The sequence below is a fragment of the Solwaraspora sp. WMMD406 genome, from assembly GCF_029626025.1.
Taxonomy (GTDB): Bacteria; Actinomycetota; Actinomycetes; order Mycobacteriales; family Micromonosporaceae; genus Micromonospora_E.
On record NZ_JARUBF010000001.1, the window covers coordinates 866,045 to 880,409 of the forward strand.

Consider the following 14,365-nt stretch of genomic DNA (forward strand, 5'->3'; position numbering starts at 1 on the left):
CGACATCGTGACCGGTGGACAGGCCAAGGCGCTTCTGGTCGACGACCGGCGGGAGAACCTGCTCGCCCTGGAAGCGATCTTCCAGGGGCTGCCGGTGCAGACCGTCGCGGTGGAGAGCGGCGAGGCCGCGCTGAAGCAACTGCTGGTCGACGACTTCGCGGTGATCCTGCTCGACGCCCAGATGCCGGAGATGGACGGTTTCGAGACCGCCAACCACATCAAACGGCGGGAACGCACCCGGCACGTACCGATCCTCTTCCTGACGGCGGCGGACCGTGACGCGCAGCTCGCCCTCCGGGGCTACGCGGTCGGGGCGGTCGATTACCTGATCAAACCGTTCGACCCGTGGGTGCTGCGGGCCAAGGTCAGCGTCTTCGTCGACCTGTGGGTCAAGAACCGGCAGCTGGCCACCCAGGCCGAAGTGGTCCGCCAGCGGGACGAACAGTGGCGGGCGCTCTGCGCCGCGGTCGACCAGGCCATCGAACGGCTGAGGTCGGGCGACCAGCCCGACCTGGACCAGGTGGCCAGCCAGCTGGAAGCCGCCCGCTGGGGGCCCACCGCCATGTGAGAGGTGCGGCGGGGCGGCCCGCCGCACGGGCGGGACCGACCGCTACGGGTGGCCGTTGCGGATCGTCAGCGCGGAGCGGATTCCGGTGATGTTCAACACTCGGAGCAGGAACTCTCCGACGTTGGTCAGCAGCAGCAGGCTCTGCGCGTGGCTCGCCTTGCGGGTCAGCACCACGAGTGTGCCCAGACCCTGCGAGTCGCAGAAGGTGACACCGCCCATGTCAAGCACGATCCGGGCCGGCGCGTCGGTCAGCACCTCGTTGACCGCGTTGGAGAGCTGAGCCGCCGTGAGCATGTCGATCTCGCCGGCGAGGCGGAGTACCGCCTCGTCGGATGTGCGCTGCAGCGCGATGGACAGCTCCGCCCGCTCCACCGGGCCAGCCTATCGCGATCTCACCAGGTCGGCCCGGGGACGCCCGTCCCGGACGTCCGCGAGCTGGGCGCGAGCTGGGTAAGGGGCGGCTGTGCGGGGCACCGAACCCGCTGACACAATGGCAGTGCCGTGACTGCCATAGATTCCGCTGGCGCTAGCCCGTACCCGGCCGCCGCGCCCGCTTCCCAGGCCCTGTTCGACCACGCCAACACGATCATCCCGGGCGGGGTCAATTCGCCCGTGCGCGCCTTCCGGGCCGTCGGCGGTACGCCACGCTTCATGGTCCGGGGCACCGGGCCGTGGCTGTTCGACGCCGACGACCGCCGCTACGTCGACCTGGTCTGCTCGTGGGGGCCGCTGATCCTCGGCCACGCCCACCCGCAGGTCGTCGCCGCCGTACGGGAGGCCGCCACGCTGGGCACCAGCTTCGGCACGCCCACCCCCGGCGAGGTGGAGTTGGCCGCCGAGATCGTCGACCGCACCCCGGTCGAGCAGGTCCGGCTGGTCAACTCCGGCACCGAGGCGACGATGTCGGCGATCCGGCTGGCCCGGGGCCACACCGGGCGGTCCCGGATCGTCAAGTTCGCCGGCTGCTACCACGGACACGTGGACGCCTTGCTGGCCGCCGCCGGTAGCGGCGTGGCGACCCTCGGGCTGCCCGACTCGCCCGGGGTCACCGGAGCGGCCGCCAGCGACACCATCGTGCTGCCGTACAACGACGTGGCCGCCGTCGAGCGCACCTTCGCCGAGTACGGCGACCAGATCGCGGCGATCATCACCGAGGCGGCGGCCGGCAACATGGGGGTGGTCGCCCCCGTCCCCGGCTTCAACACCGCGCTGGCCCGGATCGCCCACGCCCACGGCGCGCTGCTGATCGTCGACGAGGTGATGACCGGCTTCCGGGTCGCCCGGGGCGGCTGGGCCGAGCTCGATCCGGCCGACGCCGACCTCTACACGTACGGCAAGGTCATGGGGGGTGGGCTGCCCGCCGCCGCCTTCGGCGGCCGGGCTCAGATCATGCGGCAGCTCGCCCCGGCCGGTCCGGTCTACCAGGCCGGCACCCTGTCGGGAAATCCGCTGGCCTGCGCCGCCGGCCTGGCCACCCTGCGGCTCGCCGACGACCAGCTCTACCGGCGACTGGCCGACACCGCGACCCGGGTCGCCACCATGGCCACCGAGGCGCTGCACGCCGCCGGCGTACCGCATCGCCTCTCCACCGCCGGCACCATGTTCTCCGTCTTCTTCACCGACGCCGAGGTCACCGACTACGCGAGCGCCCGGACCCAGGACGTGGGCGCCTACCGGGCCTTCTTCCACGCGATGCTCGCGCACGGCGTCTACCTGCCCCCCAGCGCGTTCGAAGCATGGTTCGTCTCGGCGGCGATCGACGACGCCGCCCTGGAACAGCTCGCGACCGCACTGCCGATCGCCGCCCGCGCGGCGGCGGCCGCGACGGACTCCGCGACGGACTCCGGGGCGCGGGTGGAGAGGGTGGGAGACAACGGATGAAGCAGACCGTCGTACACGTGCTGCGGCACGGCGAGGTGCACAACCCGACCAAGATCCTGTACGGCCGGCTGCCCGGCTTCCGCCTGTCGGAACTCGGTGTCCAGATGGCCAAGGCAGCCACCCAGTCCCTCGCCGACCGGGACGTCGTGCACGTCGTGGCCAGTCCGCTCGAACGCGCCCAGGAGACCGCCGAACCGATCGCCGCGCAGTTCCGCCTGCCGGTCTCGGTCGACGAGCGGCTGATCGAATCGGCCAACTGGTTCGAGGGCCGGCGGGTGTCACCCGGCGACGGCGGCTTCCGTGACCCGCGCAACTGGTGGGTGCTGCGCGACCCGGTGACCCCGTCGTGGGGCGAGGCGTACACCGCGATCGCCGCCCGGATGTTCGCGGCCGTGCACGCCGCCCGAGTCGCGGCCGAAGGCCACGAAGCCGTCTGCGTCTCGCACCAACTGCCCATCTGGACCCTGCGGCGCTACCTCGAACGCAAACGGCTCTGGCACGATCCGCGCCGCCGCCAGTGTGCCCTGGCCAGCCTGACCTCGATCCACTTCGAGGACACCAAGGTGGTCGGCATCGGCTACACCGAGCCGGCGGCGCACCTGATCGCCATGTCACCGTCGGCCCGGACGGCCAAGGGGGCCTGACCCGTGCGACCCCGTGGGCGATGGACCGCGCGACCCGGACCGCATCGGGCCGGTCTGCTCGCGGCTGGCCTGGCCGGTCTGCTCGGCGCGGCGGCCGCCCTCGCTGGCTGCACCAGCACCAACTGGGAAGCCGACTGCGAGACCACCGCCCAGGGCGTCATCGAGTGCCCGGTGGAACATCGGCCGCCCAGCCCTGACCTGGACGCCGAACTGCTCGACGGGACCCGGTTCGACCCGGCCGGCCACCGGGGTCAGGTCGTCGTGGTCAACTTCTGGGGATCGTGGTGCCCACCCTGCCGGGCCGAAGCGGCCGATCTCGAAGCCACCTACCAGGCGACCCGCGACCAGGGCGTGGCGTTCCTCGGGATCAACATCAAGGACGAACGGGACAAGGCGCGCGCCTTCGAACAGGGCCGGGTGACGTACCCGAGCCTGTTCGACCCGGGCAGTCGGCTCGCCCTGGACTTCGACATCCCGCCGAACAGCATCCCGGCCACGATCATCGTCGACCGGGACGGCCGGATCGCCGTGGTGATCCGGCAGGCCGTCCGCCAGGAAGGGCTGCAGCCGCTGGTCGAACGGGTGGCCACGGAGGCGCCGGCACCGCCGGCGGACTCGGCCGATGGGTGAGACGTACGCCGAGATCGCCCGTAGTGGTCCGGTGCTGCTGGCGCTCGGCCTGGCCGCGTTGGCCGGGCTGGTCAGCTTCCTGTCCCCGTGCGTGTTGCCGCTGGCACCCGGCTACCTGTCGTACGTGACCGGCCTGGCCGGCTCCGACCTGGACGCCGGCGACGGCGGCTCGGCCGGCCGGTACGGTCGGGTGCTGGCCGGGACGCTGCTGTTCATCGCCGGGTTCACCGCCGTGTTCACCCTGACCGCGGTCGTCGTGGCCGGGGTCGGCCAGTTCCTGTTCACCTACCAGCGTGCCGTCGAGATCGTGATCGGGGCGCTGATCGTACTGCTCGGCCTGGCCTTCCTCGGCCTGGTGCCGGGGATGCAACGGGAGCTGCGGGTACGGCGGCTTCCCGAGGCCGGCCTGGTGGGTGCCCCGGTGTTCGGCGCGGTCTTCGCGCTGTCCTGGACGCCCTGCGTCGGGCCGACCCTCGGCGCGGTGATCGGGATGGCCACCGTCAGCGGCCAGACCGACCGGGCGGCGGCCCTGGCGGTGGCGTACTGCCTGGGTCTCGGCCTGCCGTTCCTGGTCTTCGGCTTGGCGTTCCGCCGGCTCCTCGGGGTCTTCACCCTGATCCGCCGCAACAGCCGGTGGATCACCCGGATCGGCGGCGGCCTGCTCATCGGCATCGGAGTCGCCCTGATGACCGGTGGCTGGAACAGCTTCGTCATCTGGATCCAGGCCACCTTCGGCGTCGGCGAGGTGAGCATCTGATGGCGTCCGTCGACGAGCGCACCCCGGCACCGTCGCCGCCGACCGCCCCCGCCGCCGGTTCCGCTGGTCCAGCTGGTCCAGCTGGTCCAGCTGGTCCCGCCGGTCCCACCGCCGTTGGGCAACCGGGTCGGCCGGGCGGTACGGCCGGTTGGCTGCTCGCCCTGATGCGCAACTCGTGGCGCCAACTGACCAGCATGCGTACCGCACTGATCCTGCTCTTCCTGCTGGCGGTCGCGGCCATCCCGGGCTCACTGCTGCCGCAGCGCGACGTCAACATCGAAAACGTCAACACGTACTTCCAGGAGAATCCCCGGCTGGCCCCGGTGCTGGACCGGCTCGGTGCCTTCGACGTCTTCGCCTCGCCCTGGTTCTCCGCGATCTACCTGCTGCTGTTCACTTCGCTGGTCGGCTGCATCGTGCCGCGACTGCGCGATCATTTGCGGGCACTGCGGACCCCGCCGCCGCCGGTGCCGCGCCGGCTGGACCGGTTGCCGCAGTACGCCGTACTGCCGGCGGACCAGCTGGCGACCGGCGACGGCCCGGCGGCGGCGGGCGACGGCGGTCTGGCGGCGATCGCCGCGCTGCTGCGCAAGCGGCGCTGGCGGGTCGTGGTCGCGCCGGGCGCGGTCAGTGCCGAAAAGGGCCACCTCAAGGAGACCGGCAACCTGGTCTTCCACTTTTCCCTGGTCGCCGTCCTGGTCGGGGTCGCCCTCGGGTCGTGGTACGGCTGGCACGGCAACCGACTGCTGGTGGCCGGACCGGACGCGCCGTTCTGCAACACCGTCCAGCAGTACGACGAGTACGGGCTCGGCCCACGGGTCGCCGACACCGACCTGCCGCCGTTCTGCCTGGAACTCACCGACTTCACCGCGACGTTCCTCGACAACGGCCAACCGGCCAGCTACCGGGCCGAGGTCGCCGTCGACGAACCGGGTCGGCCGGCACGGACCGAAACGTTCTCGGTCAACTCGCCGCTGCGTCTCGACGGGGCCAACGTCTACCTGCTCGGCCACGGTTATGCCCCGGTGCTGCGCTACACCGACCGGTTCGGTCAGCGGCAGACCGTCACCGCGCCGTTCCTGGCCACCGACGGGATGCTGACCGGCGAAGGCGTCGCCAGCTTCCCGGACGCCAACGTCGACCCGGCGAGCGGCGTCCGCGACCCCGACCTGCAGGTCGCCTTCGAAGGACTCTTCCTGCCCAGCACCCCGGCGCAGCCACCGTACGTCCGCTCCACCCACCCGGAGCTGCGCGACCCGGCGGTGATGCTCTGGGCCTACCGGGGCAACCTGGGGCTGGACGCCGGCATCCCGGGTTCGGTCTACCGGATCGATCAGCGGCAGGTGACCGCCGGCCGGCTGCTGCCGGTCGGGGAGCCCGAGCTGCTGCGGGTCGGCCAGACGATGACCCTCGACGACGGCAGCAGCATCGAATTCGTCGACATCTCGCAGTACATCACCCTGTCGGTGCGCCACGACCCGGGCAGTTGGCTGCTGCTGGCCAGTTCGGCGCTGCTTCTGGTCGGATTGATGCCGGCGCTGTTCGGCCGGCGGCGCCGGGTGTGGTTCCGGCTCACCTCGACACACCCCGACCGCGACTTCACGACGGCCGGTAGTAGCGTGATCGAGGCCGGTGGGCTGCCGCGCACCGACCATCCCGGGTTCGCCGACGAGTTCCGGGAGCTCATCCGGGCGGTCGGTGACGTCACCGCAAGCGCCACCGGACGGCGGGAAGGACGGCACTAATGGCGGCTCTGTCGGATCAACTCCTGGTCGTGGCGATCTTCGCGTACCTGTTCGCGATGATCTGCCACGCGATCGAAGCCGGCTTTGTCGACCGCCGGGTCGACCAGCGGATCGGTCGGCGCGCCGACGACCGGTCGGCCGTACCCGCTGACGAACTAGTCACCGTCGCCACCGGAACCGGAACCGGAACCGGTGCCGGAACCGGTGCGGACCCCGCGTCCGCCGGGCCGGTCGGCCAGCCGCCAGCGGACCAGCCAGCGGACCCGCCCACGCCCGGCGGCTGGTCCGCCGTACCGCTGGTCGGCTGGTTCGCCATCGGCGCCACCGTGCTCGGCGCGCTGGTGCACCTGGCCTGCCTGGTCACCCGGGGCATCGCCGCCGAACGGTTGCCCTGGGGCAACATGTACGAGTACGTGCTGGCGATCACCTTCGTCGGGGTGGCCGCCTGGCTGGTGCTGGTCTTCCGCCGACCGACGCTGCGCACGCTCGGTCTGTTCGTCAACCTGGTCGTGATCGCCCTGCTCGGCCTGGCCGGCCTGGTGTTCTACACCGCGATCACGCCGCTGCTGCCGGCGTTGCGCTCCGCCTGGTACGCCATCCACGTCAGCACGATCATGGCCTCGTCCGGGGTACTGCTGCTCGGCTTCGTCCCTGCGGTGATGTTCCTGCTCCGGTCCGGCTACGAACAGGGCCGATCGGGCTTCCCGTACGGGCTGGCCAAGCGGGTTCCGTCGGCGGCGGCGCTGGAGCGGCTCACCTTCGGCCTGCACGCGGTCGCCTTCCCGGTCTTCACCTTCGCCGTGATCGCCGGCGCGATCTGGGCGGAAGCGGCCTGGGGCCGGGCCTGGGCCTGGGACCCGAAGGAGACCTGGGCGTTCATCTCCTGGGTGGTCTACGCCGGATACCTGCACGCCCGGGCCACCCCGAGCGTACGGCGGACCACGGTCACCTGGATCGCGATCTTCGGGTTCGCCACCATGCTGATGAACCTGATCGGGGTCAACTTCTTCTTCGAGAGCCTGCACTCGTACGCCGACGTGGACTGAGCACCCGCCGGCCGCGCGGTGCGACGGTGACCCGGCGCACCCGCCCCAGGTGGTGGCACCCGGGGCCCGGTACGACAGACTTGGCGACATGGCGGTTGCAGGATTCCCGTACCAGGATCTGAAAGACTTTGTCGCGGCGCTGGAGCAGGCCGGCGAGCTGCGACGGGTCGGCGTACCGGTGGACCCGACGCTGGAGATCAGCGAGGTGGTCACCCGGACGGTCCGCGCCGGTGGCCCGGCGCTGCTGTTCGAGCGGCCGACCCGGGGTGAGATGCCGGTGGCGATCAACCTGTTCGGTACGGAACGCCGGACCGCGATGGCGCTCGGCGTCGACCGGCTGAACGAGATCGGCGACCGGATCGGGGCGATGATCAAGCCCGACCTGCCGGTCGGCTGGTCCGGCATCCGCGACGGGCTGGGCAAGGTCATGCAGCTCACCTCGCTGCCGCCGCGCAAGGTCAAGACCGCGCCCTGCCAGGAGGTCGTCTACACCGGTGCGGACGTCGACCTCAACCGGCTCCCCGGACTGCAGGTGTGGCCCGGCGACGGCGGCATCTTCCACAACTACGGGCTGACCCACACCAAGCACCCGGAGACCGGCAAACGCAACCTGGGCCTCTACCGGCTGCAGCAGCACTCGCGGAACACGCTCGGCATGCATTGGCAGATCCACAAGGACTCCACCGCCCACCACGCGGTCGCCGAGCGGCGCGGGGAACGCCTGCCGGTGGCGGTGGCGATCGGCTGCGACCCGGTGGTCAGCTACTCGGCGTCGGCACCGCTGCCCGGCGACATCGACGAATACCTGTTCGCCGGGTTCCTGCGCGGCCAGCGGGTGGAGATGGTCGACTGCAAGACCGTACCGTTGCAGGTGCCGGCGCACGCCCAGGTCGTCCTGGAGGGCTACCTGGAGCCGGGCGAACGACTGCCCGAAGGCCCGTTCGGCGACCACACCGGCTTCTACACTCCGGTCGAACCGTTCCCGGTGCTGCACATCGAGTGCATGACGACGCAACGGAACCCGTTGTACCACTCGATCATCACCTCCAAGCCGCCGCAGGAGGACCACGGGCTCGGCAAGGCCACCGAACGGATCTTCCTGCCGCTGCTGCGGATGCTGATCCCGGACATCGTCGACTACGACCTGCCGGCCGCCGGGGTGTTCCACAACTGCGTGATCGTGTCGATCCGCAAGCGCTACCCGAAGCACGCCCAGAAAATCATGTCGGCGATCTGGGGTGCCCATCTGCTGTCGTTGTCGAAGCTGATCGTCGTGGTCGACGACGACTGCGACGTGCACGACTACCACGAAGTGGCGTTCCGCGCCTTCGGCAACGTCGACTACGCCCGTGACCTGCTGCTCACCGAGGGGCCGGTGGATCACCTCGACCACTCCTCGTACCAGCAGTTCTGGGGCGGCAAGGCCGGCGTCGACGCGACCCGCAAGCTGCCCACCGAGGGCTACACCCGGGGCTGGCCCGAGGAGATGACCATGTCACCGGAGATCGTGTCTTTGGTTGACAAGCGGTGGCGGGAGTACGGGATCTCGTGAGCGCCGCGTCTGCCGCCCAGCCCGCCGCCGGACCGGCCGGCGCGCCCGCCGCCCCGGTCGGCCGGGTCAAAGCCTTCCTCCGGCTGGTCGCGATCGAGCATTCGGTCTTCGCCCTGCCGTTCGCCTACCTGTCGGCGTTGACGGCGATGGTCGACCTCGGCGGCGGGATCCGCTGGCTGGACCTGCTGCTGATCACGATCGCCATGGTGGGTGCCCGGACGTTCGCCATGGCCGCGAACCGGGTCATCGACCGGCACATCGACGCGCGCAATCCGCGTACCGCCGGCCGGGAACTGGTCACCGGGGCGGTGAGCGTCCGGACCGCCTGGACCGGCGCGGGCGTCGCGCTCGTGGTGTTCCTCGGCGCGGCGGCGCTGCTCAACCCGCTCTGCCTGGTCCTCGCCCCGCTGGCGGTCGTCCCGCTGGTGGCCTACCCGTACGCCAAGCGGTTCACCGACTGGCCGCACGCCGTGCTGGCGGTGGCGCAGATGGTCGGGCCGGTCGGTGCCTGGCTGGCGGTCACCGGGACGTTCGACGGTGCCGGGCCGGCGATCCTGCTCGGCGCGGCGGTCGGGCTGTGGATCGGCGGCTTCGACCTGATCTACGCCTGTCAGGACGACGAAATCGACCGCGAGATCGGGGTACGGAGCGTGCCGGCCCGGTACGGCCGGGCGTTCGCCCTGCACACCTCCAGTCTCGTGCATATCGTGACTTTTGTGCTGTTCGTCTGGTTCGGGACGCTGGTCGGGTTCGGCTGGCCGTGGTGGATCGGGCTGGCGCTGACCGCGCTGGCGTTCGGCTACCAGCATCTGGTGGTGAGCCCGACCGATCTGTCCAAGGTGAACCGGGCGTTCTTCACCGCCAACGGGTTCGTCGGCATCGCGCTGTTCGTCTTCGCCCTCGCTGACCTGGTCCTGCGACTCGGCCTACGCGGCTGACGACAGCGACGGTACGTTTTCCGCCGGCCGGATAGGCGGCATCGTCCGCTGTGACGCCGAAACGGCTCGGAGCCCCGATTCCCGTTACGGCGGGTCAGGGCTCCGGTACACCTCAGGCAGCTCCCGAGGGAGCTGCGACTCTGACCGACCATGGTGCCAGCGTCCAGGAACGGCATGCCTCAATGAAGGGCAGCTCCCGAGGGAGCTGCGACTGTCCCGGCCGGGGTGGCGCGACCAGACACGCGCCAAGCCTCAATGAAGGGCAGCTCCCGAGGGAGCTGCGACATGGTGGTTCCGTCCATCGCGGACACCGAGAATTGGCCTCAATGAAGGGCAGCTCCCGAGGGAGCTGCGACCGGCCGCCAACTGAGGATCCGCGCGCAACGTCCGGCCTCAATGAAGGGCAGCTCCCGAGGGAGCTGCGACCTGGGCCAGCTTGACGGCGACGAATCCGGCGATCAGGCCTCAATGAAGGGCAGCTCCCGAGGGAGCTGCGACATCGACCCTGACGCCGGCAAGACCCGGGTCTCGGAGCCTCAATGAAGGGCAGCTCCCGAGGGAGCTGCGACAGGGTACAGATTCTACCCCTCCTGACCTGCTGCGGAACAAGTCCGCCGCGAAGGGTCCGCCAAACGAGGGCTTCACGAGAGGCCTGAAGCGGCCATCATCCACTATAGAATATGTCCTGATCAGGGAAAACAGCTCCGCGAAGGGTCCGCGCTCAGAGGCGTCATGACGGACCCTTCGCGGAGGGGGTCAGACGGAGGAGCCTCGGACCCGATAACCAGAGATGGGGTCCGAGGCTCCGTGGTCCGTCCGTGAACCGCTCGGCGGGTTCCGATGCAGGCTCAGCCGCGTACCTTGGTCATCTCGACGAAGCTCGACCACGACGACGGGGCGAACGCCAACGTACCGCCGTCGCGGTCCTTGGTGTCCCGGACGTAGACCCGGCCGGGTAGGTTGTCGGCTACCTCGACGCAGTTGCTGTGACCGTTGCTGCGGGTCGACTTGCGCCAGTTCACATCAGTGTTCATGCTCATCGACCACCCTCATCGTCAGGTCACGGACCCGGACCAGTCCGAAGCGGGGCGTCCGAGGCTCCGTTGTCCGCCTGCAGCCCTACTCAGGGCATCCTTGCCACGTCGGTGACGAACGCCGACCAGGCGGCCGGGCTGAAGGCGAGCGTGCCGCCGTCGCGGTCCTTGGTGTCCCGGACGAGGACGCGGCTGAGAAGGTTGTCCGCCACCTCGATGCAGTTGCTCCCGCCGTTGCTGCGGGTCGACTTGCGCCAGCTCGGCGTGGTTACGTCCATGAATCCACTGCTTTCATGATCAGGTCGAGGCTCTGGTCCTGTGGGAGAGCATACTCTCGGATCGCTTCCCACTGCCGGTCCAGCAGGTCGACCGCTGCCGGGTCCTCCACGACGTCGCCAGCGCCGGGCGCGTCGCGCAGTCCCACGGTTCGCCCGTGAGCCGTCGCGAGCGCCACCGGTCCGTCCAGTCCCGCATACGCCCCGACGTAGGCGGGGACGATGAAGACGCTGATGTTCGGCCGCTCGATCGCTTCGGCCAGCACGGTCAACTGTTCATGCATCACCGCAGGTCCACCGACCGGTCTGCGGAGTGCGGAGTCATCCAAGATGACGACGACCCGGGGCGGGTTGGCTTCTCGGGTGACGACTCCCCAACGGGCGAGCCGGGCCGCGACCGCGTCGTCTGCCGCTACGCCCGATCGCGTGGTGCCGATGACCGCACGTGCGTACGCCTCCGTCTGGAGCACTCCGGAGATGACGGCTAGCTCGAAGTAGCGCAGCATCGTCGCTTCACGCTCGTAGTCGAGCCAGGGCCGCAACCAGACAGGGGCGGACTCTCCAATCACGAACTTTCTATAGAACTTCATGAACCCGGTCCGGTATTGCCGGTCCACCGCCGTGAGGTAGTCCGGGAGCGCCGGGCGTTCGCCGCGCTCCACCGCGCCGACGTGCGACGCCGAGAAGTGGATGCGCTCCCCCCACGACTCCTGAGTCAGCCCCAGCAACTCGCGGATCCGTCGCAAGTCCTCTATCAGATATTCGCTCGCGCTCATATACCTTCACGTCCCCCAATCTCGCCGTGCGACCACCACTCACCACAGGTGCGTCACCGGGTCGATGATCGTCACCACCGGGCCGTACCTACTTGCTGTGTATCTTCCGCCCCGGCCCTCTGTCAGTCCAGGGTGGAAGAGACCCGGCGGGTGGGTGTGTTCACACTCCCCGAACGCCACGGCACCATCCGCCGGGTCCCCACTCCACCGGATCCAAGGGGGACAGCGTGCGGAATGACGACGGGATCGGAAACGCGAACGGGTCGCGCATTGTGCGTAACCTCGCGGCGGCTCGGCGGGGACGGCTTCCGATCCGTAACCCCGGTCATTACGACACCACCGCAGGTGTGTGGCGGCTGGCGCGGAATGTGCCGCCGCCGCGTCCGGCGTCGCTGGTGGCGAACCGGGCGGTGGCTCTGGTCAACCAGCACATGCCGGTGCGTGCCACGGTGGAGTGTCGAAGCTGCGGCACTCCCGCCTTCTGTGAACGGTTCCGGCGGGCGTTCGCCGTACTGCAGCGGGTCGACCCGGGGCGGGCGAAGCGGGTCCGCGCCGTTCTGGCGTACGCCGGGTTGTGGCCGGCCGGGGCGTCCGAGCCGCCGGTCGCCAGCAACCAGCCGGTGAAGCTGCGCCCCGGCGACGTGGTCGACGTCCGGGCGGCGGACCACCTGGACGGGCTGCGTCCGGTGCGGCTGACGGTGGCCGAGGTCGGCCCGGACGTGCCGTGGCAGTCGTGGATCATCGTGATGGGACCGGAGATCAGCGACGATCCGGAGCGGTCCGGCACGTTGGTGATGGTGCGCCCGTACAAGGATGCGCTCGTACGTCCCGGTGTGCTGACCCGTCACGAACCTCGTCACGAACAAGGTTGCCCGGCGCGGCCCCCGGTCGACCCCGACCCCGGCTCTGAGGGTGCGTGAGCCCGTTCGGCCGCGACTGCCGGCCGCCGGTGACGTGGTGCTGTTGAGCCGGGCGGCAAGCGTCCAGTTCGCCGCGCGGCCGATCCGTTTCCGGGTGATTCGCCGCGACGAGCGGCAGACGTACCACGGGTGGTGCTGGCTCGACGGTTACGAGTTGGACGCGGCCGGCGACGCGGTGCAGCGCCGAGAGGTGTTCGTCCAACTCGCCGGGCTTCGGCGGCTCACCCCGAGATAGCGGTCACCAAGATCAGTTGATGTATTTACGGACGACACGCCGATGGATTCCCGGTTCTACGACAAATGATCTTCGGGCCGTACGGATGCGCGGCCGACGCCGGCGGAGACGGTCGGTGCTGGAGGAGGTCGAGGGTCCTCGGTGGGTCGTTCTCGCCACCGGGACCAAGCGGGCACCTGGTCGCGCGACACGGCCCGCCTGCGCAGCCGCAGCTGACGGTCCGCGCCGAGGTGAGGCCTATCCACCTTACGACGCCGTTGTAACGTGGATCAGCCTCACCTCGATGATTGCTGACCGCCGTTTCACGCTTGATAGACGGCATCGCACTTGTTGTGGTGACCCGAATCCTGGGGCGTGATGGTCCAGGCTTGATCTTGATCGACGATCAGGAATTTCTGGGTGGATTGAGGTCGCAGACCAGGTCGAAGGCTTCCGTGCGGCGCGGTGCAGCGCCGCGAGCCGCGAGGTGTTCGTCCAACTCGCCGGGCTTCGGCGGCTCACCCCGAGATAGCCGTCACCAAGATCAGTTGATGTAAATACGGCGACACGCCGATGGAATCCCGGTTCTACGACAACTGATCTTGCTGGTGTGATCCGGATCCTTGGGGCTGATGGTCCAGGCCCGAGATGTTCCTCCAACGGAGTATGGTCCGTCCCATGCGAGCGGCAGGATCTACGGGGCATATGTGGCAAAACCGGTAGAGGTGGCAGCGGTGAGACGACCGTGGGTGGTCGGGATCTCCGGCGCGTCGGGTACGCCGTACCCGGCGGCGGTGCTGCGCGCCTTGTTCGACGCCGGGCACCCGGTCGACCTGGTCGTCTCCCGGGCGGCCCGGCTCACCATCTTCGACGAGACCGGCGCGCCGCTGCGGGACAGCCACTGGCGGGAGGACCTGGCCCGTTGGCTCGGGCGCGATCTCGACGACGCCGACGTACGGTTCTGGCCCGCCGGTGACCTCGCCGCCGGCCCGAGCAGCGGGTCCTATCCGGTACGCGGCATGGTGGTGGTGCCGGCGAGCACGGCCGCGTGTGCGGGCATCGCCATCGGGCTGTCCAAGGATCTGCTGCAGCGGGCGGCCGAGGTCAACATCAAGGAGCATCGGCCGGTGGTGTTGGTCCCACGTGAGACCCCGGTGACCCGCAGCCATCTGGAGCACCTGATCACACTGCACGACGCCGGGGTGGTGGTGCTGCCGGCCAGTCCCGGCTTCTACGGTGCCGGCGCGGCTGCGTCCGCCGCCCAGCTGGTCGATTTCGTCGCCGGAAAGGTGCTCGACGTGCTCGACGTACCGCACACGCTGTTCCGTCGATGGTCCGGCGAGATCGCCGCCGCTCGCCGCCAGGGCCCGGCCGACTGACCAGCC

At 69.9% G+C, this 14,365-nt stretch carries 16 protein-coding genes and 1 CRISPR repeat array; of the genes, 12 read left to right on the forward strand and 4 right to left on the reverse strand.

Translation table 11 applies throughout. The features are described from left to right. Positions 1–7 precede the first annotated feature (7 nt). Positions 8–568: a response regulator gene (locus O7632_RS03815; protein ID WP_278111477.1), complete on the forward strand. Its 561-nt coding sequence runs from the start codon at positions 8–10 to the stop codon at positions 566–568. Positions 569–610: 42 nt separating this feature from the next. Here the strand turns inward: O7632_RS03815 and O7632_RS03820 are convergent, their stop codons facing one another. Further along, positions 611–940, reverse strand: coding sequence for an STAS domain-containing protein (locus O7632_RS03820; protein WP_278111478.1), 330 nt, complete (start codon positions 938–940; stop codon positions 611–613). 129 nt (positions 941–1,069) lie between these two features. Between O7632_RS03820 and hemL the strand changes: the two genes are divergently transcribed. The 8 genes from hemL to mqnP all read left to right on the forward strand — a co-directional run bounded on the left by hemL (position 1,070) and on the right by mqnP (position 9,761). Further along, a complete protein-coding gene (hemL, locus tag O7632_RS03825) occupies positions 1,070–2,449 on the forward strand; it encodes a glutamate-1-semialdehyde 2,1-aminomutase (protein ID WP_278111480.1) in 1,380 nt (459 codons plus the stop codon). Further along, positions 2,446–3,093 (forward strand): histidine phosphatase family protein, encoded by a 648-nt coding sequence (locus O7632_RS03830; protein WP_278111482.1) that lies wholly within the window; start codon positions 2,446–2,448, stop codon positions 3,091–3,093. The genes hemL and O7632_RS03830 overlap by 4 nt, the downstream gene beginning before the upstream one ends. Before the next feature lie 78 nt (positions 3,094–3,171). Next, on the forward strand, positions 3,172–3,723 hold the full coding sequence (locus O7632_RS03835) for a TlpA disulfide reductase family protein (protein WP_278119802.1): 552 nt from the start codon (positions 3,172–3,174) through the stop codon (positions 3,721–3,723). Continuing rightward, entirely contained in the window at positions 3,716–4,480 is a 765-nt protein-coding gene (locus O7632_RS03840) for a cytochrome c biogenesis protein CcdA (RefSeq protein ID WP_278111484.1), read from the forward strand. Before O7632_RS03835 ends, O7632_RS03840 begins: the two co-directional genes overlap by 8 nt. Positions 4,481–4,644: 164 nt before the next feature. After that, the gene (locus O7632_RS03845; protein WP_347403620.1) at positions 4,645–6,225 is read left to right on the forward strand and encodes a cytochrome c biogenesis protein ResB; all 1,581 of its coding nucleotides are present in this window, start codon (positions 4,645–4,647) and stop codon (positions 6,223–6,225) included. After that, positions 6,225–7,271, forward strand: a complete 1,047-nt coding sequence (gene ccsB, locus O7632_RS03850) for a c-type cytochrome biogenesis protein CcsB (protein WP_278111486.1) — start codon at positions 6,225–6,227, stop codon at positions 7,269–7,271. The genes O7632_RS03845 and ccsB overlap by 1 nt, the downstream gene beginning before the upstream one ends. Before the next feature lie 88 nt (positions 7,272–7,359). Next, positions 7,360–8,823: a menaquinone biosynthesis decarboxylase gene (locus tag O7632_RS03855; RefSeq protein WP_278111487.1), complete on the forward strand. Its 1,464-nt coding sequence runs from the start codon at positions 7,360–7,362 to the stop codon at positions 8,821–8,823. Next, positions 8,820–9,761: a menaquinone biosynthesis prenyltransferase MqnP gene (gene mqnP / locus O7632_RS03860; protein WP_278111489.1), complete on the forward strand. Its 942-nt coding sequence runs from the start codon at positions 8,820–8,822 to the stop codon at positions 9,759–9,761. Before O7632_RS03855 ends, mqnP begins: the two co-directional genes overlap by 4 nt. Positions 9,762–9,864: 103 nt before the next feature. Then, positions 9,865–10,330: direct repeats of the CRISPR family, unit length 36 nt; unit sequence GCCTCAATGAAGGGCAGCTCCCGAGGGAGCTGCGAC. A gap of 279 nt (positions 10,331–10,609) precedes the next feature. Here the strand turns inward: mqnP and O7632_RS03865 are convergent. The 3 genes from O7632_RS03865 to O7632_RS03875 all read right to left on the reverse strand — a co-directional run bounded on the left by O7632_RS03865 (position 10,610) and on the right by O7632_RS03875 (position 11,846). Then, the gene (locus O7632_RS03865; RefSeq protein WP_278111490.1) at positions 10,610–10,801 is read right to left on the reverse strand and encodes a DUF397 domain-containing protein; all 192 of its coding nucleotides are present in this window, start codon (positions 10,799–10,801) and stop codon (positions 10,610–10,612) included. Positions 10,802–10,884: 83 nt separating this feature from the next. After that, positions 10,885–11,073: a DUF397 domain-containing protein gene (locus O7632_RS03870; protein WP_278111492.1), complete on the reverse strand. Its 189-nt coding sequence runs from the start codon at positions 11,071–11,073 to the stop codon at positions 10,885–10,887. Further along, complete coding sequence (locus O7632_RS03875; RefSeq protein WP_278111494.1) at positions 11,064–11,846, reverse strand: helix-turn-helix transcriptional regulator; 783 nt, start codon at positions 11,844–11,846, stop codon at positions 11,064–11,066. Before O7632_RS03875 ends, O7632_RS03870 begins: the two co-directional genes overlap by 10 nt. A gap of 227 nt (positions 11,847–12,073) precedes the next feature. Here O7632_RS03875 and O7632_RS03880 point away from each other — a divergent pair, with 227 nt between their 5' ends. From O7632_RS03880 to O7632_RS03890, 3 genes are all read left to right on the forward strand, one after another. Beyond that, positions 12,074–12,766 (forward strand): hypothetical protein, encoded by a 693-nt coding sequence (locus O7632_RS03880; RefSeq protein ID WP_278111495.1) that lies wholly within the window; start codon positions 12,074–12,076, stop codon positions 12,764–12,766. A gap of 16 nt (positions 12,767–12,782) precedes the next feature. Then, positions 12,783–13,001 carry a hypothetical protein gene (locus tag O7632_RS03885; protein ID WP_278119803.1) on the forward strand — a complete coding sequence of 73 codons (219 nt, stop codon included), beginning with the start codon at positions 12,783–12,785 and terminating at the stop codon, positions 12,999–13,001. Positions 13,002–13,714: 713 nt separating this feature from the next. After that, a complete protein-coding gene (locus O7632_RS03890) occupies positions 13,715–14,359 on the forward strand; it encodes a UbiX family flavin prenyltransferase (RefSeq protein ID WP_278111497.1) in 645 nt (214 codons plus the stop codon). Positions 14,360–14,365: the final 6 nt, after the last annotated feature.

Coding starts and splice junctions, on each gene's coding strand:
- O7632_RS03830 (WP_278111482.1), top strand. CDS start 2,446: ATGAAGCAGACCGTCGTACACGTGCTGCGGCACGGCGAGGTGCACAAC.
- O7632_RS03840 (WP_278111484.1), top strand. CDS start 3,716: ATGGGTGAGACGTACGCCGAGATCGCCCGTAGTGGTCCGGTGCTGCTG.
- O7632_RS03845 (WP_347403620.1), top strand. CDS start 4,645: ATGCGCAACTCGTGGCGCCAACTGACCAGCATGCGTACCGCACTGATC.
- ccsB (WP_278111486.1), top strand. CDS start 6,225: ATGGCGGCTCTGTCGGATCAACTCCTGGTCGTGGCGATCTTCGCGTAC.
- O7632_RS03855 (WP_278111487.1), top strand. CDS start 7,360: ATGGCGGTTGCAGGATTCCCGTACCAGGATCTGAAAGACTTTGTCGCG.
- O7632_RS03865 (WP_278111490.1), bottom strand. CDS start 10,801: ATGAGCATGAACACTGATGTGAACTGGCGCAAGTCGACCCGCAGCAAC.
- O7632_RS03870 (WP_278111492.1), bottom strand. CDS start 11,073: ATGGACGTAACCACGCCGAGCTGGCGCAAGTCGACCCGCAGCAACGGC.
- O7632_RS03875 (WP_278111494.1), bottom strand. CDS start 11,846: ATGAGCGCGAGCGAATATCTGATAGAGGACTTGCGACGGATCCGCGAG.